This window comes from Vreelandella songnenensis (assembly GCF_003002925.1).
GTDB lineage: Bacteria > Pseudomonadota > Gammaproteobacteria > Pseudomonadales > Halomonadaceae > Vreelandella > Vreelandella songnenensis.
This window is the reverse complement of sequence record NZ_PVTK01000029.1, coordinates 1-1,928: the sequence shown is the minus strand read 5'-3', so window position 1 is coordinate 1,928 and position 1,928 is coordinate 1. Positions and strand designations below refer to the sequence as shown.

At 64.1% G+C, this 1,928-nt stretch carries 1 protein-coding gene; it reads right to left on the bottom strand.

Annotation, left to right across the window (positions count from 1 at the left end; translation table 11 throughout):
* Positions 1–1,928 (bottom strand): beta strand repeat-containing protein (locus B0H98_RS17110; RefSeq protein ID WP_208623644.1); only part of this gene is annotated, 1,928 nt, incomplete at both ends.

The following is a 1,928-nucleotide window of genomic DNA, read 5'->3' as shown; positions in this document are numbered from 1 at the left end:
TCGCCCACCTGAGTACCTTCACCCAGGGTAACCGTGGCGTTGACGCCATCGCGGATCTCGTCGGCGCTGTAGATATCGCCGGTGGCGTCTTCCAGTGTCACCGTGACGCTCGGCGCCTGCGCGTCGATCACGCCTCCCGCCGTCGTGGTAGTGGTGTTACCCGCCGGGTCGGTGACCGTAGCGGTGAGGCTCAGCGCGGTATCACCGGTATTCAGATCGGTGATCGTGACGCTGACACCGTTATCCAGATCGGCCTGGGTCACCGGACGGTTGACCAGCTCGTTGCCTTTACCATCGACCACCACCAGGGTGTCGCCCACCTGAGTACCTTCACCCAGGGTAACCGTGGCGTTGACGCCATCGCGGATCTCGTCGGCGCTGTAGATGTCGCCGGATGCGTCTTCCAGGGTGACGGAGACAGTCGGCGCCTGCGCGTCGATTACCCCTTCAGCGGTAGACGTGTTGGTGTTACCCGCCGGGTCGATGACCGTGGCGGTCACGCTGACCGCAGTGTCGGTGGCGTTCAGGTCGGTGATCGTGACGCTGACACCGTCATCCAGATCGGCCTGAGTGACCGGGCGGTTGACCAGCTCGTTGCCCTTGCCGTCGACCACCACCAGGGTGTCGCCCACCTGAGTACCTTCACCCAGCGTGACCGTAGCATTCACGCCGTCGCGGATCTCGTCGGCGCTGTAGATATCGCCGGACGCATCTTCCAGGGTGACGGAGACAGTCGGCGCCTGGGCGTCGATCACACCTCCCGCCGTCGCGGTGTTGGTGTTACCTGCGGGGTCAGTCACTGTCGCGGTGAGGCTAACCGCGGTATCGGTGGCGTTCAGGTCGGTGATCGTGACGCTGACACCGTTATCCAGATCGGCCTGAGTGACCGGACGGTTGACCAGTTCGTTACCTTTGCCGTCGACCACCACCAGGGTGTCGCCCACCTGGGTACCTTCACCCAAGGTGACTGTGGCGTTGACGCCGTCGCGGATCTCGTCGGCGCTGTAGATGTCGCCGGTGGCGTCTTCCAGGGTGACGGAGACGGTTGGCGCCTGGGCGTCGATCGTGCCGTTAGCTGTCGACGTGTTGGTGTTGCCCGCCGGGTCGGTGACCGTAGCGGTGAGGCTCAGCGCGGTATCACCGGCATTCAGATCGGTGATCGTGACGCTGACACCGTTATCCAGATCAGCCTGGGTCACCGGGCGATTGATCAGCTCATTACCCTTGCCATCGACTACCACCAGGGTGTCGCCTACCTGAGTACCTTCACCCAGGGTGACCGTGGCGTTCACGCCGTCGCGGATCTCGTCGGCGCTGTAGATATCGCCGGTGGCGTCTTCCAGGGTGACGGAGACAGTCGGCGCCTGGGCGTCGATCGTGCCGTTAGCTGTCGACGTGTTGGTGTTGCCCGCCGGGTCAGTCACTGTCGCGGTGACGCTAACCGTGGAGTCGGTAGCGTTCAGGTCGGTGACCGTGACGCTCACGCCGTTATCCAGATCGGCCTGAGTGACCGGGCGGTTGACCAGTTCGTTACCCTTGCCATCGACCACCACCAGGGTGTCGCCCACTTGGGTACCTTCACCCAGGGTGACCGTGGCGTTGACGCCGTCGCGGATCTCGTCGGCGCTGTAGATATCGCCGGTGGCGTCTTCCAGTGTCACCGTGACGCTCGGCGCCTGCGCGTCGATCACGCCTCCCGCCGTCGTGGTGTTGGTATTACCGGCGGGGTCAGTCACTGTCGCGGTGACGCTGACCGCGGTATCACCCGCGTTCAGATCAGTCACGGTCACGCTGACACCGTTATCCAGATCGGCCTGGGTCACCGGGCGGTTGACCAGCTCGTTACCCTTGCCATCGACCACCACCAGGGTGTCGCCCACCTGGGTACCTTCACCCAGCGTGACCGTGGCATTCACGCCGTCGCGGAT